Below are 24,636 nucleotides of genomic sequence, written 5' to 3'. Positions count from 1 at the left end.
GGGAAGCCGGGACCACAGTGTTGTTGCTATCCAACAAATGCCGTGTAATACCCCTCCATCTGCTGGACAAATTCCTCTGGAGTAATTCGCGCTTCCATCAGCTCTTGCAGAGCTGCTCCCAAATCATCACCCATTGTTGGCGTGGCGTAGTCCATGTAGGGCAGAAGATCGCCCTCTGTGGTCAGATCAGTAAACCCATTCATGATGTCCGCGATCACTCCCGATTGCTCTGAGGCAAACTCGGATGCGTTGCGCACCGGTATGTTCCCAGTCTCAGCAAGGACCTTCATCGCGTCATCATTCGTCAGAAAATCGATATAGGCCGCTGCAACGTTGGGATCTTTTGCTGCAGAAGTAATCGCGAAAGGAAGACCGGTCCCACCAGTGGTAGCCACTACTTTGTTCACTGAGTTTGCCGGCGGCAGGAAGAAACCTACATCCTCACCCATGGATGCCTCTAAGTCAGGACCCAACCAAGACCCACCAATAAGGTAGGCACCTTCACCCTTAGCAAACTCTTGCCAAACTGTATCGTAGTCGGCTCCATTGAACCCCTCGTTGAAATAGCCAGCTTGAGCCCATCGTTGAAGCTCACTAGCCGCAGCAGTATTCCCTTCGGTGTCCCATGACCCACCCGGATTTCCAAAACCAATCACGCGAATGTCCGCAGCCTTTTCATAAGCTCCTTGAACGGGACCCCATACGTGAATTCCCGGCCATTTTTCCACATTTCCCAATACCAGAGGGGTCTTTCCTGCGGCTTTGATCGTCTCTAGCTGAGCGACAAAATCCTCCCATGTTTGTGGAATCTCTAACCCCAATTCTTCGAGGTGTTTTTTGGAGTAGTAGACGCCTACTGCCTCACCCACTTGTGGCAAACCGTAGACGCAGCCTTCACCAAAGTCTTGTGCATCTTCGGAGTATGAGGAAAAAGCCAGAATCGATTCTGGATAAGCCTCATTCCATCCATATGCTTCAGCCCAATCATCTAAGCAGAGAATTTGTTTGGCGGATACAAACTGTCCCATGATTGCACGTGAGTTGTTCGCCTGCACGACGTCCGGAGCATCATCACTAGTCAGAGCTAGTCTTAACGTGGCTTCAAGATCGTCAAAGGACTGAGATACGCGATTAATTGTAATATTTGGATATTTTTCCATGAACGCAGCATTAAGCTTTTCTATCTGCTCATTTTGGCCACCGCGTATCTCTTGATCCCACACCGTCAACGTTTGTTCAGGCACGTTTGCAATATCAGTCACGATTTCTCCAGACTGACTGCCTGTATTTGATTGAGTCACACCGCCTCCACCTGAAGGCGCACATGCGGCTAGCGTTATGAGGGCTCCTACTGCACCGATTGTCAGCAAACCCTTTCGTATCTTTGGATCCATCATTGATCCCTTTCCTTTGTTAGTGGTCGGTCTAAATACATGATTTCGGGAATTGCGTACTGGGAAGGAAGCTCTATCGATTGAATTAGGTTTCTGATTTGTTCGAGAGAGGGCGCCGATAATGAACCACCGAAAGCCTGCACAGAACATGCGGCTGCCAAAGACGCTACCGAGAGACTCTCACGCAAAGGGAATTCCTGTAGAGCACACCATGTCAGTGCCGCGCCGAATACATCGCCCGCCCCAGTGGGGTCAACCGCATCGACTGCTATAGCCGGTAGTTCCACTTCTGTTGTGCCGTCATATGCGAAGAGACCTTCAGCTCCGTTAGTAATCACGACTACAGGAACTCGACTTTGCAGGGAATATGCAGCGTCACGAATACAAGTGGTACGTGTGTACCGGCATGCTTCACCAGCATTGGGAACAAAATAGTCAACTAAGTCCAGGCCGTTGAGCTCCTTTGGATCCCATCGACCGCTGTCATCCCACCCAACATCAGAAATAAATAGGGGACGAAGACTACTTGCACGCCACTTCTCTAACGTTGGCCTGTTCATCGCAATCGCACGCAAATCAGCCATCAAAGCGCGGGGTTTCGTTTCAGGTACGATCTTCGGAGCTTCGTTAGTCCCATAAGTCACCATTGCCCGATCGTTTGCAACACTGATCGACGCAGTTACTGACTGATGGGCAACTTCTACCATCCCTTCTTCTGAGAGTCCCTCTTTCCTCAGTAACGATTGCAACAAGATACCCGGCTCATCTGTTCCAAGATAAGAACACAGTCGCGATGACAATCCGAGTCGTGCCAAGGCAACGGCTTGATTGGCAGCCCCACCGGGGGCAAACGCACATTGTGATACCCAACGCTCTTCTCCAGGGATCGGCATGGCATCGACAGGACCCAGCACCACATCGAGAAACACCGGACCAACAACTAAAACATCCATACTGAATCGGTCGGGAATAGCCATCATGTCGTATTGCTCGTCAGTACTTTGCATGTCGTTAAACGAATCGCTCTGTGATAGCATCATGCTCCTTCGCCAATGGATGGTACTGGAGCATAATGCACAATACCCGTGAGTGCAAATAATAACATTTGCTCACTTTTGCTCATTACATGATATGCTCTGTTCATGCTTCCCAAACAGCGTCAGGCAATGATTTTGGATCATGTCCGCCAACGTGGTGGTGTTTCCGTCTCTGCCCTAGCGCATGAACTGCAAGTATCACCCTCAACTATTAGACGCGATCTTAACGACATGGATAGCCAGGGGATTCTACGCCGTGTTCGTGGTGGAGGAATGATTGACGCTGACCCCAAACCATTCCACGTAGTGGCCTCAACCTCCAGTGAAGAGCGTGATCTTCTAGGTAAATATGCCGCTGACATGGTTTCTGACAGACAAGTAGTACTGCTCGATATCGGAGCTACAGTGGCGATGGTAGCCAGACACCTACGAAACCGCCCCGTAACGGTCGTCACCGCTTCCTTGGCAGTAGCTGATGAGTTGCGCGATTCCTCCCAGACTGAAGTGATTGTCCTAGGCGGCATCATGCGACATTCCTATCTCTCTCTTGTCGGCCCGCTCACAGAGCAGGCCCTTGACGGACTTAGCGCTGACATTGCATTTCTTGGGACCTCAGGCATCCGGGATGACCTCACAGTTCTCGACACGACGGGCACAGAAGTCCCCATCAAACGTCTGATACTGCAGAAAGCAAATTCGTCCTATTTGCTCGCTACTGCAGACAAGTTTCCAGGTTCCGGGATGCTGTCGGTATGCAAAGCCACTGATTTCTCGGGAGTAATTACCACAGCAAGCCCTGACATCACTCCACTACAAAAGTTGTTGACCACCAATACGAGAGTAGAAACGCTATGAAACTGACGATTTTTGGGGGAGGCGGCTTTCGCGTTCCACAAATCATTGAAGCTTTAGCAGTGCGTTCGCGCAATGAGCTGGATGTCGACACAGTCTGCCTTTTCGATATCTCAGCGAAGAGGCTGTCTGTAATGAAGTCAGTTCTCGAGGCGCTGCCCTTGACTAGCATGCCGCGTATTGCTGTTACAACCGATTATAGGGAAGCACTGCGCGGTGCTGACTTTGTCTTTTCAACCATGCGCGTGGGGGGAACCCATGGGCGCGTCATCGATGAGAAGGTCGCCCTCGACGAAGGAATCCTGGGGCAAGAAACAGTCGGCCCTGGTGGTTACGCATACGCATTTCGCACAATCCCGCATGCAATTAGGCTGGCAGAAGCTGTAAAAACTTACGCTCCGCAGGCTTGGGTCATTAATTTTACCAATCCAGCCGGGATCATCACTCAAGCAATGCGCAATGTGATGGGCAAACGAGTCGTTGGAATCTGTGATACGCCGATTGGATTGGTTCGCAGAGTCGGCAGAGCTTTGAAACGAACCGAGTCAGAGTTCACCTATGACTATGTCGGCCTCAACCACCTAGGTTGGCTTCGCGCCCTGTATGTTGATGGCACCGACATGCTCCCGACATTGTTGGCGGATGATAACTTGCTTTCCGAGATCGAGGAGGCAAGGATCATCGGCTTTGACTGGGTGCGCCAAATAGGGATGGTTCCTAATGAGTATCTCTTCTACTACTACCATAACCGGGAAGCTGTAGAGCAAATTCAAAATGAGTCCCACACGCGCGGCCAGTATTTAGATGAGCAGCAGCAAAAGTTCTACCGCGCAGCAGGTGAAACTCCCGACCAGGCAGGCGCTCTCTGGGATGCGGCTCACCGTGAAAGAGAAGCGACCTATATGGCTGAAGCTAGAGAACTGGCCGACGAGGGCGAACGGAAACAGAGCGATGTCGAGGAAGGCGGCTACCAAGAAGTCGCACTTGATCTCATGACCGCACTTTCAGGCACCGCGACGAAACGTATGATCCTTGGCGTATGTAACGGCGACGGGCCAGAAGGGCCACTCATCTCCTCCCTCGATAATGACGCGGTAATCGAAGTCCCGTGCTTGGCCGATGGTGATGGTGTGCATCCTCAAGTGGTTGCCCCCCTCATAGGCGCTGAACTTGGTCTTGTCACCCAAGTTAAGGCGTGTGAAAACTTGGTCATTAAAGCAACTGTTAATCGCGACAGGGGGCTTGCGTGGCAAGCATTGGCTGAGCACCCTCTAGTCAATTCGGTAAATGTCGCACAACGAATGTTTGATCAATACTGCTCACTAATTCCTGAAGTTGCAGAAGTGTTTGATCGCTAACAACGCTCTGACTCTATGGAAACTTGTTAGAAATTAGCTCAATAGGCTGCATTTTTGCGGGCGCATCACTCTGAAATGTGGCGCGCCCGCTTTTTTACATGCTCACTTTTGCTTACTTTTAAGCTCCTTTTTCCTTCATTAAGCTGCTAACATGCTTCATTAGGGAGCAAAAGCGCCGGTGCTTTTGCTCAGTATCAAGTGGAGTTCACATGAAAAAAGCTACTTTGACACATCGGTTGCTGCGCGCCGGTGCCGCAGCCCTTACAGCCGTTGGGGTATTAGTCGCGGCCCCCTCCTTCTCACATGCGGAGGAAACACCCCCACTTACACTCGATTCACCCAGTCAGGCCAGCGCAACCACCCCTCATAAGATCGATGTCATGGGGTTATGGGCGCACCCAGACGACGACGCTGGTTTCACCACTCCGTGCGGTGTTTGGCACGATCTCTACGGAGTGCGCTGCGGGATCATTATGGCAAGCCGGGGTGAAGGCGGATCAAACTCAGTTGGACCAGAAGCAGGACGAGACTTAGGTCTACGCCGAGAGAACGAAGATCGCACTTCACATGTCCGCTCAGGTACGGTAGATATCTTCAATATCGATCGCGTGGACTTCTACTACAACACAAGTGCCCCACTCACTGAAGAAGTGTGGGGGCATGACGAGACTCTCAGAAGAACCGTCCGAATCATACGTGAAACACAACCAGAAATCCTCGTGGGCTGGCCCTCTGCCCTCAAAGGGGGCCATGGTAACCACCAGTATGCTCAAGGACGCATGATCTGGGAAGCGGCCGCGGCGGCAGCAGACCCCACAATGTATCCAGAACAGTTAACCGGCATCGGGGCGGTAGAAGTTTGGCAGGTAAAAAAGATACTGGCCGGCGGTAAGACCACAGGAACAGGAGGAACTGAAGGACCTGGCTGTAATAGTGGCTTCACACCAGCGCAAGACAACCCCTTCACAGTTGTTGGAACGTGGACTGGCTATGACTCCCCCTATTCCTGGCTAGAGGGGAATCTAGCAGGGATTGCCGCTGGCACACCCAAATCATGGGCTCAGGTAGGACGGGAAGGAGGACGCGCTCACCCAACACAAGAACGAGTCATGCAAAAAGACGTATGGGAACCCACATGCCAACGTTACGGTGTTGCGCAGTCCCTGGTGCCCATGCAACCTAATGGAAGCCCCGAGTCCGAGCGGGACGATGCAGTTTTGTTTGGGGCAACGGTCCCTGACCCAGGCGGTATGCCGCTGGGCACTCTGTTCTATCCACACACCCAAGATTACTTCCAAGCTGCGGGCGTTCCCTTCACCCTTTCAGCCTCAATCCTTATTCCTGACTCATCCGTGTCTGAGGGAGCTATTGAAGTGGTCTTGCCTGAAGGATGGACCCACTCCGGCTCCCAGTCACTTACAAATCTCACAGCAGGAGAAGCCCAGACCGTCGATTTCACTATCACACCCTCGCCGGAGGCAACGGTTGGCACATACAAGATAGGGCTGCGTTTTAGTAACGGCACAGTACAGGCTTATAACGACATGCGTGTCGAGCTGGTTCCTGCCGTTGAGGGACGTCTTCTACGTTCTGGTCTTGAAGCCGAATACGAACAATGGGCAAGTACGCTAGGGACTTTCGTTGAGGGCCGCTCAGATGCCGTCACTCAAATCGGCACCGGAGAATCCATTACGTTTCCAGTTGAAGTGACGAATCGAAGTGATTCTGAAAAGAGCGGCGAAGTCGTTGTTCACGCACCCGAAGGTTTCACTATCGACACAGACACCAAGGAATTTGTCAGCCTTCCACCAAGGGAATCTACAGTTATTGATTTCATTCTTACCCATACGGACCCGACTAGTCCCGGAAATGTTACCGAGTCGATCGAGATTGGTACATCCACCGGGTCAGAGCAATCCTCTGAAACAGTTGCAATCCGCATAGTCCCCACCACCGTGATCCCGCAGCTGGAAACAGCCCCAACCCTGTCTGGCGATATCTCTCAGTACCCAGGGGCAGACTTAGATATCTCTACTCTGTGGGAAGGTAAACCATGCGAACCCAACGGAACAGATTGTGGCGCAGGCTCTATCGCGAAAATTGGATGGTATGACGACGCGCTCTACTTCTATTCACGAGTAACCGATGATGTTGCTGGAGGTGCTGTCACTCCGGACAGATGTTTTGGGCATTGGATAACCGATTCTGTTGAAATACTGCTTGACCCTCAAAGCCGCTCTATCGATACTTCTTCAACTTTTAAGCTCGGCATCTTCCCCTACACGAACGACCCAGATAATTGGAACGGAAACGGTATAGACGGTCCATGTTGGTCACGGGACGCCGACAACCATCAAGGGTTCTCTTCCGGACCACTAGCCGCTTCGATTCTCGATGCCCCCAATGCCGAAGGAGTCGAAGTTGTCAGTAATGCAGCGACTGATGAAAACGGACACTACATCGACAATCAATATGTTATCGAAGCAAAAATTCCTTTTGCTGCATTGCCTTCGGCAGTGCAGTCCAGCGATAAACCTAGCGGCGATCCCCTCACCAACACTATTGATCCACAATACTTGGGACTCAATATCACCCCATACGATTCGGATAACCAATCATTTGTTGGGAAGAGCCGGACAGCGTGGTCTGCGTTTGGCAGCCAGCAGTCTGAACCTCTGCGGTGGGGACACGCCTACCTAGAGAACTATGAGCATCCATCAGACGCTCCAACGACTACTCCCCCAGCGCGTATTCCCGACACTGCACTAACTGGAGTGGAATCACCCCAAACGATATACCAATCAGCTATGCGCGGCGGGACAATCTCGGGTGTACAACCAACCCAGGCACTGTCTTTCCTCACACCAGCAATCACAGAAAATCAGATCACGTTACCTTTTGAAGCTGATAAGCCCGGGGTAATACGAGCATTCGTTTGGAAGGGCAGCCCCGAATACATCCCCGTGTGGACATCCAGCTGCCCTGACGATGAGTACGGGTTCGAAGCCTGCTCGCCAGATGATGGCGCTGCTCCTCCTTGGGCACCAGACATGGGCGGGCGACTCAAAGGATCAACCGTCGTTGAGGTTGAAGTTGGTAACGGTCAAGTAGATATTCCACTAGAACAAGAGGTGTATAACACCCTGGGCGAAGACTCAATGGTTCTTGTCTCGTTTGTCGAGGCAGTCCCCAATTCCGGAATAGAAGGCGACGGAGTCGACGCGTGGGTATTCCCCATCACGGCCAGTGATACCCCAGAGTCACCAGACCCCGACCCAGAACCAGAACCGAGCACTCCGGATCCTGCCCCTAACCCAGAGCCAACATCACCCCCAGAAACTGGAGAATCGGCCCCTGGAACCACAACTAACAACGAGAATAATCTGGCCACCACAGGTGCGACAGTCGCTGCAATAGTATTTGGGGCTCTGTGTGCGGCGGTGCTAGGCACTACTATCTACCGTTTATCGCACAGAAAGAGAACCACCGAAAACTGATACATGATGCTGAGGGGTACACGCGAAGTCAGTGTGCCCCTCAGTCTTTTCTGAGTACAACACAAATTAATTTTAATTCAGGCTGATTGAGTCCATTTATTGTCATGTCAAATACTCGATAGGTGAACACCTCACCCATTATCTCAACGCTGAGGGCATCGCCGATTCCCACACAATCAAGACCAGTGAACATTCAGAGTTTCCAAGTAACCGACAACGCCATGCACGTGAGGCTTACTATAGTCTCTTGGGTGGGACAGACTCGCATTGTCTGTCAGTAAGCAGTTACGAAATCACACAAAATGAAGCAAATGAAATGGGGGGTTCCATGAGCGATACTGTTGAGGTCACGTGGGACACGAGCTTTGGTTCCAGTGGCTGCGAAAACGCATTCGACATCCGACGCAAAACATTCGTCGACGAACAAGGAGTCCCCTATGACGAAGTATTTGATGCACGCGACAAAGAGGCAATACATATTGTCGGCCGTATAAATGAGTCTGCTATCGCATGCGTCAGATGTGTCGATGAGGGAGGCGGCCGGTGGCGAGTTGGATGGCTTGCCACGCACCAGGAACTCCGCGGCAAAGGAATAGGAACCCAGGCAATGAGACTCGCCATCAAAACCATAGGTGAACACGGCGGTCACGAAGTAGTGCTTTCCGCGCAAGGTACCGCCATCGAATTCTATAGGGGCCTAGGATTTGAACAATGCGGGGCATCTGAAGATCTGCCCTCAGGGTTTACACTCACTCCCATGCACTGTACTCTCAAAAACTAAACTCATCTGATCTATAGCTTTCGTGACAAGCTATCACCAACGCGAAAGATGCAAATTCTTGACTACTGCCATTTCTTACAGCCTCGTGGGGATGATCCGTAATATATTTTCTTTACAATAACAAGTCTCGATATCTAAAACCACAAGGTTTTAGGCATTTTAAGTGTGGGCCGCGGTGACCGTTGTGTGTCAGAGTTTTGGTAATCAACGCCTCTTTGCTAACAGGGTTTGCGCGTACAAGTGTCACAAAGGTATTGCGACCAGAAGCGGACTCACCTGCGCGTTAGTGTGATTGACAAATCTTTGTCCGCAACGACCGCGCTCTACCTATTCTTTACCTTCCATCACCTCGCCACACAGCAGACTCTAATGATGTGCTCTAATGTGACTATCGGCGTAGATAGGCATTGCTAGCAAGCTACCTTGACACATTTATTGAATCTACGGTTGACGCCACGTTCTAAAGAGATAGAGTGGATACCCAAACAATCGGAGTAGGGATACGTAGTCTCGTGGTATTGAGCTACGCAACCTAGCTTTGACGGCTCTTCATAATGGGGGCTGTAATGGTGTGACCCTCTGGCTGACAGAATGTAGGTATCTGAGTCTGCATTTGTTGCCCGGAGGGTCTGTGTTTGAGTTTAGCAAGCCGTGTTTGGAGTGCGCATTTCGCCTTGATTCTGCCGTTGTGCGAGTCACGGGACAGGCCCAGGTTCGCCAGAGGGGCCGCGAGGTTCTGGTTTTCGAGGTGCGTCTGATAGGCATTGGCCGGTGGTGTGCTTCGTGTGGGGCCCAGGAACCGCCCGGGGAAGCCGCGCTCGTGTTCTCACGCATTGCCCATGCGGGTCTCGCCCAGTACGACTGTTAATACGACTGCGGTGTTTCACCTGCGGGGACTGCGAACACTATTGGTCTGAGCAGGTCCCTGACATTCTTGCGACTCCTGGCTCCAAACTAACCCAAGCAGCAGTCAACTGGGCTCTGGTATCAGTGGTCTTGGACGGGATGAGCATCAACGCTGCCGCCCGGAATCTAGGGGCCTCATGGAACACGGTGAACACCGCCGTCCTAGACGCGGGCTACACACATTTGATGAGTGATCCCTCCCGCTTTGACGGAGTGAAAACCATTGGGGTTGATGATTCCCCCGCGCGCTTCGCTTATTACGGGAGGTGCCCCCAGTTGCTGGAAACACACAGGTTGGCGATCAGACAGGTTCGTCACCGTGATCATTGACCTGACCCCCAGGAGTGGGGGCAAGCCAGCCAGGCTTGTAGACATGATCCCCGGCAGGTCAAAGAAAGTGTTGAAAGCCTGGCTAGAGAGCCAAGACACCAGGTTCCACTTGAACGTGAAAACCGTGGCAATGGACGGGTTCACCGGTTACAAGAACGCAGTACGAGAAGTCCTAGCCGGAGCCGCTACAGTCATGGATCCTTTCCATGTTGTCCAGCTGGTTGGAGACAAGATCACTCAGTGCAGGCAGCGACTCCAACACGCCACCCTGGGCAGGAGAGGCCGCAAAGGAGACCCCCTTTCCAGGCCCGACGTCTCCTGTTGACCCGCAGCAAACTCCTCAGTAGCAAGGCCGCCCCTAAAGTCGATGTCATCATCCAGGACCCCCTAGTACGCGGACCTGGCCCGGATTTGGACTATCTACCAAGCCGTGATTCTTGCCTACGAGGAGCCAAACCGGCGTAAGGGACGAGAGAAACTCGCCAGCATCATCGATGCTCTGGACAAGACCAACACCAAAAGGGGGATCCCCGAGCTTCGCACCCTGAAAAACACACTCAAAAAGAGACGCAACAATATTCTGGCCTACTTCACCCACCCCGGCAGTAGTAACGGGCCCACCGAAGCCATCAACAGTAGATTAGAACACCTCCGCGGCATCACCCTCGGATTCAGAAACCTCGACAACTACATCAAACGCAGCCTCCCCCACACAGGAGGAATCAAACACCAACTACAACCCCTATTATGAAGAGCCCTTTTAACAAGCAAAAACACCGCCCCATCTGGGACGGTGTTTTCACAAACGTGGAGATGGGGGGAATCGAACCCCCGTCCGGCAACCAACCCCGAGGACTTCTCCGGGTGCAGTCTGCTTACTATTTCTCAGCCCTCAACTACCTGCAGACCTGCTGTTGAATGGGCTCAGTCAGCTAAATGTCGGAGTCACGCAGCTGACACGCGCAACACCCAGTGGCTCTTTAGACGACGCCAGGAACCGGAGGAAGAGCAACCTTCCGGGCTGACGGACTCAAAGGTCCAAGCTGCAATCAGGCAGCGAGGACGAAGTCAGTGCGATTTTGTTTGGCACTTATTTGTTTTGCATACACTTTTACGAGTGAGCATGCATTCTCGACCCGCTTCTCCTCGATCGAGGGCCACCGTCGAAACCGATCATCCCCTATTGAATTGTTAGTTCATACCCCGAAAGGCGATATTTCAGTTTACACGAATGTGTCACTTTCATCAATACTGCGATCGCCTCCCACAGCATTGCTCGAATGGACAGCATCGCTAGGCTGTCCGCAAGCGCACGAAAGCTGCCAGCGCCCTTCACACCAACACCAAAATACATAGGACAAAAGGCCCACGAATCCATCTCATTCTGCTAGCGCGAATATGTCAATCCTTCGCTCTACTATGAAAAAGAAGTGCAATGATGCAATGGGATTTTGACGGACGAGTAGCCTTGGTCACTGGTGCGGGATCGGGCTTGGGAGAAGCTATCAGCCGCGACTTGGCGGAAAACGGTGCACGTGTGGTCGTTGCAGATATCAGCAAGGACGCTGCCGAACGAGTGGCGGAAGAAATCGCCGAATCTGGGGGCTTAGCGTTCCCCGTCGTTGGAGACACATCGAGTAAACATGACAGTAAGGCAATGGTTGATATTGCTATTTCTACGTATGGACAACTGAACTATGCGGTGAATAACGCTGGAATCGGCGGACCTCAAGCACCCGTGGGCGACACTGATCTAGACGCTTGGGACAGAGTCATAGATATCAATCTCAATGGAGTTCTCTACGGGATGCGGTATCAGATCCCAGCAATGATCGACACCGGCGCCACTACCAGCACCATCGTCAATATGGCATCAATACACGGAATGGTAGCCGCCTTGGGCAACGGTGCATACACCGCAGCAAAACACGGGGTTGTCGGTATTACTCGCACCGCCGCTGGCGAGTACGGGCCTCAGGGGTTACGCGTCAATGCTGTGGGGCCGGGCTATATTGAAACTCCTCTCTTGGCAAACCTTCCTCGCGAGGCGTATGACGCTCTAGCCTCAAAACACTTGTTAGGAAAATTAGGAAAAGCTGAAGAGGTTGCCCACTTAGTCACTTACCTTTTGTCTGACTATTCATCCTTCATCACAGGGGCATACATCGTGATAGATGGCGGCTATACCGCCATCTAGTGTTATGCGGATTTCTGGAGCGAACTGCGTTCCAGAAATCCGCATCATTGATCGGATGCTATTAGAGTCCCTAGGTTGACCCAGTGCTCAGCTCCGATAGCCTACTAGGTGCAGTTACCGCCCCGAACTGCGACGCACATACCGCTTCATAGCCCGCTCTGCTTCACGCTTGTCCTGCGCCTCACGTAAAGCATGCCTCTTGTCGTACTCGTGTTTGCCTCGCCCAAGGCCTACTTCTACCTTGACACGGCCTCCAAGGAAATACAGTTCAAGGGGCACTATGGTGTAGCCCTTTGCTTGAACTTTATTCCCCATTTTGCGAATTTCGTTCTTATGGAGAAGTAGTTTGCGTTTGCGCGTGGGAGCGTGGTTATTCCATGAACCTTGCGAATACATAGGAATGTTGACGCCGTAAAGCCAGGCTTCTCCGTCTTTCACCTCGACCCAGCCATCAACCAGGGAGGCGCGTCCCATCCGTAAGGCTTTTACTTCGGTGCCCGAAAGGACCAGGCCAGCTTCCCACGAATCCTCAATGAGGTAGTCATGGCGAGCTTTCTTATTGCGCGCGATTGTTTTATGCGCGTCGGCGGCTGCTTTACGCTTTTCCGCTTCACTTAGCTTCGGCTGTTTCCATTCTTTCGGCATAACACTATAGGTTACCCCAGGTAATCCATCGGATTTACCGTAGAGCCGTTTTGGTACATAGTGAAGTGAAGATGACACCCTGTCGAATTGCCGGTGGTGCCAGTGTACCCAATCAGTTGACCTTGTGAGACAGATTGGCCTTGTGAGACCACTGCAGAGTCAAGATGAAGGTGCTCTGATATCCACGAGTTACCACCCAGGTTTCCATGGTTGATAATCACCATGTTTCCGCCACCGGAATCGTAGTACGAGCCTTCGACCGTTCCAGCTGCGATCGCATACTGAGGTGATCCACACCCACCAGCAAAGTCAGTACCGTCGTGGAGTCGGTAAATGCCAAGTATCGGGTGCAGGCGCATCCCATAGGATGAGGAAATCGGCGTGCCCGCTGGAACCGGCCAGCTGAACATTGCCCCTGATGAAGGCGAAGCGGGGGCTGCACCACCACCTTGGTTTGCAGCTTCAGCCGCTTTGCGGGCTTCTTCTTCCGCCTTCTTCTGATTCTCGGCGTCTATCTTGGCAATGATCTCGTCAGCTTTTGTCCTAGCCTTCTCTTGCTCTTGAAGTTGGGCGACTGCTTCATCTTTACGAGCCGCCCACGCCTTTTCTTTACTCTCCAACGACGCTTGCAAGGCCTCAAGCTCTTCTTGCTTGGCGGCCGCTGCTTCTTCTGCCGCCTCTGCCTGTGACAATGCCTCTGCGGCTTCTGCCTCCAAAGCCGAAATACGCTCAGTCGCGGCATCCTGTTTCAACGCTTGGTTCTGCAAAGTTGCCGCCTCCTCACGCACACTCTCTAGAGTGCGAGATTGGGCACGGGTGACGCTCTCCGCCGCTGTTGCCCTGTCGGTAATGTCCCCTGGCCCCTCGGTAGTAAGAAGGAGAGTGAGTGCCGAAGTTTCACCTCCACGGTAGAGATCACGCGCCATCGAAGCAATCGATGTTTGTAGTTCTTCAGCTTCGTCCTTGCTGCGGGTAAGTTCACCGGTGATACGCTCATATTCTCCCTGCGCTGCCGTGAGCTGAGAAAGCACTTGATCGTGTTCTCTTTCTGCCGCGGCTGCCGTTTCTTGAGCGGCTGCCAGCTCCGCCTCGACCACAGGAAGTTCAATATTGACTTTTTCGAGGTCTACATACACTTGTGCAAGATCAGAAGACAATCCTTCTAGTTCATGCTGCAAGTCAGCGATCTGCTGGTCGGCAGCCTCACGTTGTTCCAGGGCGTCCGATCGCTTATCCGCATAGGAAGGCACACTCAAACACATGACCAACGCAAGAGCAACACCGGCCGCCGCACATCGTTTCTTCATGCCCATCACACCTTGGTGTACTTTCCGAGAGAGAATGCCGAAGATATAAGGGCTAAAAGCAGGGCTGCTATCACTAAGAATGGGGTCACAAATGCGACTTCGGTAGGCCCAATGAGCTGAGCCCAACTAAGAGCATCCGATAGCCAACCATCTACCAGGAAGTAGACACCCAAGAAGAGACCTCCCACAGCTAACCCTGCTCCAAGTAACGCTGCAATTGCGCCTTCTATCATGAACGGCGCTTGAATAAAGAGGTTAGAGGCACCCACAAGACGCATGATTTGGGTTTCTTCTTCGCGGCTCATTGCCGAGAGTTGAATCGTGGTTGTAATCAGCAAGATCGCTGCCACAATCATGACGCCTGCCAGGCCAATCGAGATGACTTTCATCTTCTCTACCAACTCGAACAAAGGCTCAATGAGTTCTCTCTGGTCCTTAACTTCAGCAACCCCTGGAGTACCTGAGAATTCTTCCCGGATAATCTCATATTCTTCAGGGTTGACCAGTTTGATCCTAAAAGAGAACTGGAGCATGTCGGCCGATGTCAGTTGAGTGATCGGATCGTCCCCATACATTTCTTGGAAGGACTCATAGGCTTCTTCTTTGGTTTCTTCGTACACCTCAGAAACATATGGAGCCAATTCAGGTGAAGCCAATCGCTGACGAACCTGATCAATTTGTTCTTCTGAGGCTTCCTGCCCATCGCATGAGAGCACTTTGTCTAGTGGCGCACACATGTACACTGACACTTCAATCTTGTCATACCACTGGTCTTTCATCTTATCAACCTGCATTTGTGCCAGCGCCGCGGTACCAACGAAAAGAAGAGACACGAAAGTCACGATGACCACCGCGACAGCCATGGCCTTATTGCGGGCTAGGCCCTTACCAGTTTCAGAGAGAATAAATCGTAAGCGCATGATTACCTGGCACCCCCATAAACTCCACGGTCCTGGTCGCGCACGACCTGCCCATCTTCGAGTTCGATCACGCGCTTTCGCATCTGGTCGACGATGCGGGCATCGTGGGTTGCCATGACAACGGTGGTACCACCACGGTTAATTTGATCCAAAAGTCGCATGATTCCTAGAGAAGTTTCTGGGTCGAGGTTTCCCGTTGGCTCATCTGCTAATAACAGCGGGGGGCGGTTGACCATAGCGCGGGCTATCGCCACGCGTTGTTCCTCGCCACCTGAGAGCTCCGAGGGAAAGCGTTTTTCTTTCCCTGCTAATCCAACAAGATCCAAGACATCGGGAACAGCTGTGCGAATCTGGTTCTTCGACTTGCCGATCACCTGCATTGCTAGAGCAACATTCTCGTAGACAGTCTTCGAGGGAAGCAGCCGGAAATCTTGGAAAACCGTTCCAATTTGCCTACGCAGCTTCGGCACACGCCACTGCCCCAACTTGCTGACGTCCCGCCCCAAAACCCACACTTCCCCGCCTGTAGCGCGCTGTTCACGTAGAACTAGCTGCAGGAAAGTAGATTTGCCAGATCCTGATTTGCCAACAAGAAACACAAATTCTTCTCTTTGCACTTCTAGGGAAACATTATCTAGCGCAGGGCGCGCGCCCTTGCCATACACCTTAGTCACACGGTCGAATCGGATCATTTCCTACTCTTGAGCTTGGGGTCAATCAAACTCAGACTAGGGGGGCTACGCGCACGCGCGTGGATACGACACGCTAATTGGCGGCTTCCCCTTGGTTCTTCCGCCACCGAATGCCAGCATTGATAAAGCCGTCAATGTCACCGTCAAAGACATTTTGGGTGTTCCCAGACTCAAAACCTGTTCGCACATCCTTCACCATTTGATACGGGTGAAGAACATAGGATCGCATCTGATCCCCCCAGGAAGCTTTTACGTCACCCTTGAGCTCATCTTGGCGGGCCTTCTCTTCTTCGTGGCGCCTCACCAGAAGCCGCGATTGCAACACCCGCAAAGCCGCAGCTCGGTTCTGAATCTGCGATTTTTCATCCTGCATCGACACCACAATCCCCGTGGGAATGTGAGTCATACGAACGGCGGAGTCGGTAGTGTTCACTGACTGCCCCCCGGGACCCGAACTGCGGAATACGTCGACTTTCAGTTCAGATTCTGGAATCTCAATATGGTCAGTAGTCTCAATCAAAGGAATTACTTCGACAGCCGCGAACCCGGTTTGGCGGCGCCCCTGGTTGTCGAAGGGCGAAATGCGAACCAGGCGATGCGTGCCAGATTCCACCGAGAGAGTTCCATACGCATAGGGGGCCGCGACTTCGAAAGTTGCCGACTTGATTCCTGCTTCTTCGGCGTACGAGGTGTCCAATACTTTCGTGGGATATCCACGTCTTTCCGCCCACCGAAGGTACATCCGCATCAGCATTTGTGCAAAGTCTGCAGCGTCGACACCGCCAGCGCCCGATCGGATTGTGACGACTGCGTGTCGCTCATCGTATTCTCCGTCAAGCAAAGTACGTATTTCTAAAGCGGCAAGGTCATCTTTGATGTTGGCAATATCTAACTCAGCTTCACCTAGTATTTCGGCACGCTCATCTTCATCGTCAGATTCTTCGGCCATGGATACTAGCGCCTCAAGGTCATCAATGCGGCCAACCATCGTGTTGAGACGCTCAAGCTCCGATTGCAGGTGAGAAAGCTCCGAAGTAACTTTCTGCGCCGCATCTGGGTCGTCCCACAAATTCGGGGCGGACGCATCGTTGGATAAAACAGCAATACGCTCTTTCATTCTTTCAGGTTGCTGTACAGCCAGAACGTTCTCCATGGTTGCACGAAGCGCTGCTATCTCTTGATCGAACTCAATACTCACCTACTAACCATATCGCGTGGTGCGATGATCAGATTATGGCGCGCCTGGTTTGGAATGCCGTCCCCTACCGGTATTTTGGTTATGTGCCAACTCCAACTCACCCATTCGAATTGGCAGCATTTGCAAGTGCTGCCGTTCCCACCTTGCGCATTACTGAGCTTCGCGCGCCCCAAGTGAGTGACGAAGCTGGCTCAATGACGGGTTTTTCCGACGCCCAAGGCAACAGTTGGTTGGCAGTAGCTCCATCACGAGACTTTACTCACGAACAACTCGATAATGTTCTAACGCTCCTGGGATATTTGACTCGATGCAGTGCCTCCGAAGAACTACCTTTCAGGATTTTTCAACCTGAGGGAATAGCTGGGACCGACTCGGGCATAGTAGCTGTATTTCGCGACCCAGGCGGCAATCCAGGAAACGACTCTGAAATATTGACTGATGGACTCTACGCTGCTTCTCTTGGACGGGCGCTAGCTGCCGTCCATAATCTTCCCTCCGTCCGCATCGCCCAATGTGGCGTTGAAGTTCACAGCATCAGCGAACTGCGAGACTCCGTGCGGATCCTAGTCAAATCTGGGGGACGCTATATTCCTGCGTCGTTGAGACGCCGCTGGTTGGCAGCCGCGGACCACGAAGAACTCTGGACCTTTTCGCCAGCGCCCATCCATTCCGCGCTTTCACCGCGGTCTGTATGGCAGCAAGACGGGGCAGTACTAGCAATCACCGATTTTTGGGATATGTGCATTGGCGACCCCGCCACAGATTTATCCTGGGTGCTTCCTCTTTCAGATGATAGTTTCATCTCTCGGTTTCAATCGGCATATTCGTCATGGCGCAATGCCGCTGACCTGCATCTGATGACCCGCGCCCAGTTGTACTCTGAACTTGCTTTGGCTCGGTGGCTTGGTTTTGGCATTGACACTGGGGACTCTCAAGTAGTTGAAGATGCAAAAGCGATGCTCGCTGAGTTGGAAGAAAGCGTCGGCGATACTCTGCTGACCCCTCGCACTGAGCCTGTCGCTCCCATTCATTTCACAGCGGCAGAAGATCCTCTACTGTCGATGCACTCGGATCCTGAAGTAGATATTGACGAGCTAGCCGTTGTCGATTTGGAAGATCAACTGGCAGCAACACCCTATCCCCCTGAAGAAGCCGGCAGCCTTCTCACCGAAGATCTTTCTGATGTTATTGACGACATCCTGGCTACGCACCAGGAACCTGACGAAGACGATCACTAAAGGCGCTAAGCGCATCCAACAAATCCCACGGTTTCCCGTAACGATGCAGGTATGCGTCCTCCAGCTCTTCCAGAGTCACCACCTGTGGCACCGAATCCCCTAAAAAGACTAACTGCGCTCGCAACGGCGCAGTCGTGTTATCTTTCCACGCCAAAACATAGGTTCCCAGCTGGATCAGATAATCAACCAAACGTGAGTCGTTGCCATGGTCGCTAGGTGCTCTACCGGTTTTCCAATCAATCAACCATTGTTCACTCTGACCAGGAACTTCCAGCACCGCATCAATGCGCCCTCTCAGTAAAACTCCTTGGTGAGCAAAAGAGAATGGCACTTCAAGGGCGATTGCCGACGCATCATGAATCCATGCCAGTGAAGCAAAATTCTGTTGGAGGCGCTTCAGTATTACATGGTCTTTTTCCGATAGTCCTAGCTGCGGATAGTCTTCAGCTTCTAGGTCATCCGCTGCCGCCCGTCTCAGTGTAGTTTCGACCCATTGGTGGAAAGCCGTGCCGATGACCGCACCATGCCCAGGTTTCTGGGGAAGGGGCCGCCGCAGTTCCATCCACAGGCCTTCATTGCCCACGAGTCTGGGCAACTGCGTGGCACTGAAGGTCCAATCGCTGTCGGCAACTGCCGCTAAGACATCGGTTGCCGACCGCCTTTCTAAGTCTAATGACCGATAACGCTCAATCTGAGTACGCTCAGACAAAAGTGCTTCGATATCTTTACTAAGCTCTGAACCAAGCTGAGCTAAGGCAGCAGAACGAGTCGATGCTGGGGCCTTTCTTTCTTCGCGCACAAGCCAGGCCGAAGACTGAAGGGCCTTCGTGACGTTATCGGGAGGTTCTGGAAAGGAATACTCGTTGAGAGCGCGCTGCTCTTTGATGAGTTCTTCCTCTTGCGGGCTGGGATGGATATACGTGACAACCCCAGTGACCTTGCTGGCTTCCATAAGAAACATTGAGGGGTAGCGCGGGGTTGCACCCGAGCCAAGCCATGAGCCGAAGAGCCCGAGCCTCATGCGTGCACGAGTGAAAGCAACATATGCTAAGCGTCTCTCTTCTGCCAGGAGATAGGCGCCAATGTCCTGTCGCAAAAGCTCCCCCGCCGCCGTTGCTTTAAGTTCTGCAGACCATATGTCCTCATGCGGCAAGACCTCAGCGTCACCCCGAATTGGGTATGGGAGCGACCGATAGTCTTCCCACCATCCCTTTTGCCCAGGGATTCCACTTTCAGGTAAGGGTGAAACCCATTCGTCTTCCACTTTCTTTGCACTCTTGGGACTGCGATAGCTGGGGAAGGCGGTGAGTTCAAGATCAGCGACCGCTACCGCGTCCCACTCTAGGCCTTTGGAAGCATGTACCGTCATCACCTGCACTGCGTTTGGGTCCGGCTGCACGTGAGGAAGAGATAACCCGCCTTCTCTCGCCTCTGCTGCTTCAAGCCACGAGAGAAAACCTTGCATGGTCGGGTGGGGGTTAGAATCCTGATAGGAGGCGGCAAAGTTCGTCAAGGTATCGAGTACTTCTGCCACTTGCTGGTGTTCACCCGTAACGACCGCGTCCCGTTCCAGCCCCGATATGATTCTGGCCCGCGCAATCTGGTCGACAATACTCCAGCCTGCAGCCCCGCGCAGTTCCTGTAGTTGAGCAGCTAAGCGTCGCACGCGGAATGTGCCTGCCTCACTGAGATCAGCTTCTTCGACTCTATCGACTGCTTCCGACAATAGCGCCGGACTTCGTTCTCCCGTTTTACCCCGCGCGCACCGGGAGGCTAGTCTTCCAAGTTTCCATAAGTCGTCAGTTCCCAAACGCAATTTTATGAGGAGACGCAACAAGGCTGGTGAGTCCCCAATGTCTGTCGAGGCACGCAGGTAGGCCCGAAGATCAGCGACCGCGGGGTGAAAAAGCAGTCCGTCGGCGCCAACGGTTTCAGCGGGTATTCCTCTGTCTCTCACCGCCTGCAAAACGAGAGGGATGAGAGAACGTCTTCTGCACAGCACCGCCACTGACGCGAGAGAGCCGTTCTTGCCTTCCAGTTCACTGCGCGCGTGTTCTACGAAGTCAGCAATACGCGTTATTTGCTCATTTTCAGATAGTTCATAATCTACCGAAACCTCCCCAAGGAGTGCTTCCTCCATGGACTCAAGCTTCGGTGACTCTATCCTTTTTCGCTTTTTTGCAATGACCCGAAGGGGGGCTGCCACGCTATTGGCAACTTCCAAAATCCTCTGGGCGTTACGCCACGATGTGGATAGGCACAGGGTTGATCTCTCGGTGTCCGCGTGCCGCGAAAAGCGCAGATGGAAATCATCGAGAGCACCTGCCGACGCCCCGCGCCACCCGTAGATGGCCTGGTTAGGGTCACCAACTGCTGTGACAGGGTGGTCGTGAAACAACTGAGCTAAGAATTCCATTTGCGCCACTGACGTATCCTGAAACTCGTCCAGGAATACTGCGCGGTGACGCTCTCGCAGGGTAGCGACAACATGGGGAGATTCTTTCACAATGCGCGTCGCCATCAGCACCTGGTCAGCAAAATCTGTGCGACCAGTTTCCGCTTTTCTCCGATCGAATTCTTCGATCAGTCCTAGAAGTAGCAGACGCCCATTATTCACATTCTGGCCGGATATCCACAATTTCGGACCGCGTGGATGATCGGCAATTGCCAGGTCGAACCGTGAGTTCATCTGTTCTAGCCGTCGACGAGCCGTCGCCACATCCATTCCTTGGTTTGCGATGTCTTCACGTAAACGCAATGCATCCTCAGTCAGAGTATTCATGGATCGTTCTGGCAGTGGCTCAGTCCACCCTTGGACGATGTCATTCATGAGTTGCCATGAGGCGGCACTATCCATATGAACAAGGTTTGTTGGCAAACCGATGAGTGATCCAAATTCTTGGACAACACCGAGGGCAAAAGCATTGTACGTAGTGGAGACTGGTAGTTGACCAAAGTCCAGTTCGTCACTGCTCTGCTTCGGTATTGCCTCAACAAGTTTTTCTCTCAGTTCAGCCGCAGCCTTCCGCGTAAAGGTGAGACCTAGGATCTGCCCGGCATCCACTTGCCGCGTAGCAACAGCATAAGCCGCCCTGGTGGACATTGTTGCTGTCTTACCTGATCCTGCACCAGCAACCACCAGCAATGGCTGCGGTACTCCCTGAGCAACTAGAGGAAACTCAATAATCTGCTGTTGTTCCTTTGTGGGGACGAACTTCAGTTTCAACAGTTCCTTGATGTCTTTGCCAGAGTCAGTCATGAATCTTTCCTTGCTGGGCACACGTCACGAAAATCACAATAGCGGCAAGCATCGCACACAGTTGGCCGATAGTCAGGTCCACGCATATTTGCTGAAAGATCAGCTAATGTGTTCTGCAATTCTTCGCGCTGCTGTACATCCAAAGTAGGCTGTCGAAACTCTGGATTCTGTCCCCTTCCCGGCGCGCCAACACTGAGGTAAACGGCCCCAGCACTATTCTCTGCGTCGGTCATTGCTAGTTGGTAGGCCGCAAGCTGCAGATTCTCTTCCACATCAGCTGGGCGAGGTTTCGTCTTCCCCGTCTTGATATCTACAACCTGCATGCGGCCGTCCTCAAGGTGCTCCAGCCTATCGACACGACCGTAAATAGTGGCGTCTCCTACTTCTAGGCGGAACTCTTTTTCGACTTCAACGCGGGTAACTGGCCGCTGGAAATAATCCCCCAAGAGAGAGACCATGTGCAATGCTTTTTCGTGCTGCACCTTATCCAGCCATGTTCCGTCAGATTCCCAGTACTGGTCTAGCAGGCTTCTGAGCTGTTCGGGTGTTCCGTGTGGAGCTTCTTCTGCCACGCGGTGTATCAAGGTACCGAGTTGCGCACTATCAACTTCGGCAGGGGCAAATACTCCTTGCTGCCGCCTCGCTTGAATCGATTGGAAAAACCAGTTCAAGAGACACTGTGACGCAGTCTCTAGCTTGGACGGGCTCAGCCCTATCGGCTTTCCCTGCCCGACAGGCTCCCTGGAGCTAAGTTCCCCCGCCCCAATCCAAGTCACGGGATCTGCCGATTGCACACCAGAATCGGCTAGATACGCTAATGCACGCGCAGCCTCTACTTGTTGATCCGCATCGTATTGTCCGCCCATCGTTCGCTGCCGCAAGAGGGCAACAAACGATTCGAGGTCAAAAGGAATCTTTGGATCATGCGGGACTGGATTGTTGTCACCGACCTCATCCCAGGTAAGCACGCCTTTTCGTTTCAGGAGCATCACAAATGATGAGAGCGCCTGTTCCGAGTCAACAACCGTCATGATCTTTGTTTCGAGACGCGCCCGGGACGCAGCACTTACCAGAAGCATCGCTTCTGAGCGGGTCTGTTCCCGGCGTTCTGTTGCATACTGCGTATCAGCAGCCACGAGTTGCGGGTCGATTGCACCTACCCCTACATTGCGCGCTTCATCGAGAAGAGTGCGGAGCTTTGGCATCTGCATCAGAATGCCACTAGTGCCTGATGCGGGCCATAATCCATCCTGCAAGCCAACTATGTAAACAAAGTCCCACTCACGTCCGGCTGCCTGAGCGACGGTGAGAACTTCCACTCCAGGCGCCCGCATCCCCCGAACGGCAAGTGAGTCGCGTTCAACTACTTGCCCCAGTAGCTCCTTGGCAAAGGTTTGGGCGTCAGAAGCGCGTCCTGCTGCCATTTCTTCTTGCATCCACAAATCTGCCGAGCGAAATAGTGCAACGACTGCATCCAGGCGAAGATCAGCCTCACGTCCACTGTCAGCGCCGGAGAGCGCCGTTTCTCTCCACGCTTCAGCTTTACCGGTGGCTTCCCATACCGCCCACAGACCATCTGAGGCAGACATGGTAGCTGCCGCCTTCCCCGCGGCGACGATTGCTGCCGCGCTGCGAAGCCATGAGGCCGCAACGGGATGTTCTTCTGTAAGTTCATCGGGGATGTGGCTTTGTGTCAGCCAGTATTCAAGTGTCCCCCACGACTCATCGATGGCTGCTGCGCTGCGAATAAAAGCGTAGAGACGCAGCGTATCCGCACCCACCAAGGGTGATGTAAGAAGCTCTAGGGCATTAGCCGCGCTATCATCCTCATCAACGTAGAGGACTCTCAGTATCGCCGCACATACCGGTATTTGCGAGAGTTTGATTGGCCTCTCAGCCGCAGCTACCGGAACGCCGTGCCGCACCAGAGCTCTACGAATAGTCTCAATCTGTCCTGAATGGCGCACGATGATGGCATTACGATGCCAAGGCACCTCGTCCAAAAAATGACGACGCCGGATCTCATTGGAAATCGCCAGCAACAGACGTCCTTCGGATGAAAAAACACCCACACGCTGTGGATCCGATGCCGGAGGCGGCGTGCGAGGATCTAACGCATGTGCCATGGCCTGACTCACCGAATATGCCCGGTCGCTGCGGTAGCGGTGATAGCGAGTTAGATTACGCATAGGAATACCGCAGAGACTAGCAACCTCTTTCCCTAGGTCAGCACGTCCCCCACGATAGCTAGCGGTTGCGCTCAACGGTGAGGCTGTGGCGACAACGCGAGTTCCCAGGCGAGCCATAGCCTGCAACAAAACAGCAGTCGCCACCGTGCAATCTTGCAGGTCGTCTACCAGCACGGTTGTTGGAATAGGCAGAATGCCCAGCACGCTCTCAGCCTCGGCTTTCTGTTGCCATTCCTGTAATACACGGGCAGCAATGATTTGAACGCGCGCCGCATCAATGTGTGGGGTCTGAACCGAAAATGGGTCCTTTCCTGCGAATGATTCATACATACGAGCCGCTGCTTGCCACGCGGGTATCCCAGCCCATCGCCCCAGGGAATCTAAATCTTCCGCGTTGAGACCTGCCTCCCCCACGCGAGACATCAGTTCACGGATTTCTGTGCGAAACCACTCTGTTTCCTTGGCAGCGTCCGGCACGATCCCATCCCAGACTTGCCCATTGTCAGCTAACCACTGTGCCAGCCAAACGTCTTCTTCTGCACCAGAGACTAATGCTGGCTTAGGAAACGGTTGCTTGCGCCCAATCATCCACTCGGAAATAACAAGATACGCATACGAATTGATTGACCGCACCAGTCGGTGGCCGCCAACCTTCGCGACTGCCCCCAGAATATCTGCCGGTAGCAGTTTCTCTAACTGCGTAGCCCGTCGACGATCGGGGGTAAGAAGCAGTACTGACGCCCACGCTTCGCTGCCATTTTTCCCCGCTTCATCTTCGAAAATGCGCAGCAAGGTACGAGTTTTGCCGGTCCCGGGACCACCCACAAGAACGGCAC

General features: G+C 52.9%; 16 protein-coding genes, 1 other RNA gene and 1 pseudogene. 8 read left to right on the top strand and 10 right to left on the bottom strand.

Annotated elements, in window-relative coordinates:
• Positions 1–26: 26 nt before the first annotated feature.
• Positions 27–1,397 (bottom strand): ABC transporter substrate-binding protein, encoded by a 1,371-nt coding sequence (locus FYJ24_RS10025; protein WP_225872115.1) that lies wholly within the window; start codon positions 1,395–1,397, stop codon positions 27–29.
• The gene (locus FYJ24_RS10020; protein ID WP_154546024.1) at positions 1,394–2,434 is read right to left on the bottom strand and encodes a carbohydrate kinase family protein; all 1,041 of its coding nucleotides are present in this window, start codon (positions 2,432–2,434) and stop codon (positions 1,394–1,396) included. The genes FYJ24_RS10025 and FYJ24_RS10020 overlap by 4 nt, the downstream gene beginning before the upstream one ends.
• A gap of 102 nt (positions 2,435–2,536) precedes the next feature.
• Between FYJ24_RS10020 and FYJ24_RS10015 the strand changes: the two genes are divergently transcribed.
• From FYJ24_RS10015 to FYJ24_RS13010, 6 genes and pseudogenes are all read left to right on the top strand, one after another.
• A complete protein-coding gene (locus FYJ24_RS10015; protein WP_154546022.1) occupies positions 2,537–3,286 on the top strand; it encodes a DeoR/GlpR family DNA-binding transcription regulator in 750 nt (249 codons plus the stop codon).
• On the top strand, positions 3,283–4,641 hold the full coding sequence (locus FYJ24_RS10010; protein WP_154546020.1) for a family 4 glycosyl hydrolase: 1,359 nt from the start codon (positions 3,283–3,285) through the stop codon (positions 4,639–4,641). The genes FYJ24_RS10015 and FYJ24_RS10010 overlap by 4 nt, the downstream gene beginning before the upstream one ends.
• 209 nt (positions 4,642–4,850) lie before the next feature.
• Positions 4,851–8,138: a sugar-binding protein gene (locus FYJ24_RS10005; RefSeq protein ID WP_154546018.1), complete on the top strand. Its 3,288-nt coding sequence runs from the start codon at positions 4,851–4,853 to the stop codon at positions 8,136–8,138.
• A gap of 328 nt (positions 8,139–8,466) precedes the next feature.
• Positions 8,467–8,919 (top strand): GNAT family N-acetyltransferase, encoded by a 453-nt coding sequence (locus tag FYJ24_RS10000; protein WP_206192642.1) that lies wholly within the window; start codon positions 8,467–8,469, stop codon positions 8,917–8,919.
• 1,092 nt (positions 8,920–10,011) lie between these two features.
• Positions 10,012–10,155, top strand: a complete 144-nt coding sequence (locus FYJ24_RS12670; RefSeq protein WP_206192641.1) for a hypothetical protein — start codon at positions 10,012–10,014, stop codon at positions 10,153–10,155.
• A pseudogene (locus FYJ24_RS13010) lies at positions 10,145–10,906 on the top strand (ISL3 family transposase). The gene FYJ24_RS12670 and the pseudogene FYJ24_RS13010 overlap by 11 nt, the downstream one beginning before the upstream one ends.
• Positions 10,907–10,960: 54 nt before the next feature.
• Here FYJ24_RS13010 and ssrA read toward each other — a convergent pair.
• Positions 10,961–11,336: a transfer-messenger RNA gene (ssrA, locus tag FYJ24_RS09985) on the bottom strand.
• A gap of 254 nt (positions 11,337–11,590) precedes the next feature.
• Here ssrA and FYJ24_RS09980 point away from each other — a divergent pair.
• On the top strand, positions 11,591–12,352 hold the full coding sequence (locus FYJ24_RS09980; RefSeq protein ID WP_154546010.1) for an SDR family NAD(P)-dependent oxidoreductase: 762 nt from the start codon (positions 11,591–11,593) through the stop codon (positions 12,350–12,352).
• A gap of 114 nt (positions 12,353–12,466) precedes the next feature.
• On the opposite strand, the gene smpB is transcribed toward FYJ24_RS09980, so the two are convergent.
• From smpB to prfB, 5 genes are all read right to left on the bottom strand, one after another.
• The gene (gene smpB, locus FYJ24_RS09975) at positions 12,467–12,997 is read right to left on the bottom strand and encodes an SsrA-binding protein SmpB (RefSeq protein ID WP_154546008.1); all 531 of its coding nucleotides are present in this window, start codon (positions 12,995–12,997) and stop codon (positions 12,467–12,469) included.
• Between the two features lie 11 nt (positions 12,998–13,008).
• Entirely contained in the window at positions 13,009–14,304 is a 1,296-nt protein-coding gene (locus tag FYJ24_RS09970) for a M23 family metallopeptidase (RefSeq protein WP_206192638.1), read from the bottom strand.
• Between the two features lie 5 nt (positions 14,305–14,309).
• Complete coding sequence (gene ftsX, locus FYJ24_RS09965; protein ID WP_154546005.1) at positions 14,310–15,224, bottom strand: permease-like cell division protein FtsX; 915 nt, start codon at positions 15,222–15,224, stop codon at positions 14,310–14,312.
• Positions 15,225–15,226: 2 nt separating this feature from the next.
• Entirely contained in the window at positions 15,227–15,916 is a 690-nt protein-coding gene (gene ftsE / locus FYJ24_RS09960; protein WP_154546003.1) for a cell division ATP-binding protein FtsE, read from the bottom strand.
• A 73-nt stretch (positions 15,917–15,989) separates the two neighbouring features.
• Positions 15,990–17,114, bottom strand: a complete 1,125-nt coding sequence (prfB, locus tag FYJ24_RS09955; protein WP_318656640.1) for a peptide chain release factor 2 — start codon at positions 17,112–17,114, stop codon at positions 15,990–15,992.
• Between the two features lie 35 nt (positions 17,115–17,149).
• Here prfB and FYJ24_RS09950 point away from each other — a divergent pair, with 35 nt between their 5' ends.
• Positions 17,150–18,352, top strand: coding sequence for a phosphotransferase (locus tag FYJ24_RS09950; RefSeq protein WP_154546001.1), 1,203 nt, complete (start codon positions 17,150–17,152; stop codon positions 18,350–18,352).
• Here FYJ24_RS09950 and FYJ24_RS09945 read toward each other — a convergent pair.
• Both FYJ24_RS09945 and FYJ24_RS09940 read right to left on the bottom strand, forming a co-directional pair.
• Positions 18,318–21,611, bottom strand: coding sequence for an ATP-dependent DNA helicase (locus FYJ24_RS09945; RefSeq protein ID WP_154545999.1), 3,294 nt, complete (start codon positions 21,609–21,611; stop codon positions 18,318–18,320). The two genes, FYJ24_RS09950 and FYJ24_RS09945, sit on opposite strands and share 35 nt — an antisense overlap.
• A partial coding sequence (locus FYJ24_RS09940) for a PD-(D/E)XK nuclease family protein (protein ID WP_154545997.1) occupies positions 21,608–24,636 on the bottom strand: 3,029 nt, incomplete at its 5' end. The genes FYJ24_RS09945 and FYJ24_RS09940, both read right to left, overlap by 4 nt.

This window comes from Scrofimicrobium canadense, assembly GCF_009696615.1.
Lineage (GTDB): Bacteria > Actinomycetota > Actinomycetes > Actinomycetales > Actinomycetaceae > Scrofimicrobium > Scrofimicrobium canadense.
Note: the sequence above shows the minus strand (reverse complement) of the source record. Positions and strands in the feature narration are given on the sequence as shown.